Source organism: Microcystis sp. T1-4, assembly GCF_000297435.1.
Taxonomy (GTDB): domain Bacteria; phylum Cyanobacteriota; class Cyanobacteriia; order Cyanobacteriales; family Microcystaceae; genus Microcystis.
In genome coordinates, this window is record NZ_CAIP01000387.1 from 1 (window position 1) to 689 (window position 689).

Annotated in this window: 1 protein-coding gene; it reads left to right on the forward strand. The window is 36.0% G+C overall.

Annotated features, from left to right (window positions below; translation table 11 throughout):
* Positions 1–411: 411 nt before the first annotated feature.
* Positions 412–689: helix-turn-helix domain-containing protein (locus tag MICAI_RS24370; protein ID WP_157221767.1), on the forward strand; the 278-nt coding region annotated here is incomplete at its 3' end.

Consider the following 689-nt stretch of genomic DNA (forward strand, 5'->3'; position numbering starts at 1 on the left):
CTTTACGTCAGTTTGAAGCTTTAGAGAATTTTAGTTAATAAATATTACCAATTGTAAATTTAAATATTTTTAAGTATTGAAGGTATTTGCATATAAAATACTTATCATTTTGCCCCGATTGCCTCTAACTTTTCCCTCCCCACAGTAATCACTGGGTAAATAGAAAATTTCTCACTCTTTCTCCTAAAGATGAAGTACAAATTAATCCTTACTCATCAAGTATTTTAGCAACAATAACTAACCTCATCTTTCTGAGAAAGGCTCTAACTGCCATAACCTACCTTGTATTATGAACAATAGTCAAGTTCTTATATCGCCAATTCAAAAATGAAACGCATCAACCTCAAGAGTTGACAAAGAAAGGCTCATCAGGTACTGTCTGATCATTAACAAAAACAAATCAGACCCAAAATGAGCCACCAACATCTTAACATAGAACAAAGAAACTTGCTCTACCAACTTAGTCAGGAGGGAAATTTATCTCAACGGCAAATGGCCGTCTGGCTCGGATGTCATCAAAGCACAATATCACGGGAATTAAAAAGGAATCAAAGTTCCCTTGGCTGCTATCTACCTGACACAGCACAAGCTCAAAGCGAGACAAGGCGAAAAAATGCCAAACAACCCTTTAAAAATGTCAGCGAGTCAGCCTTAGAGTTGGTCAAAGAAGGATTGAAAGATTATCATAA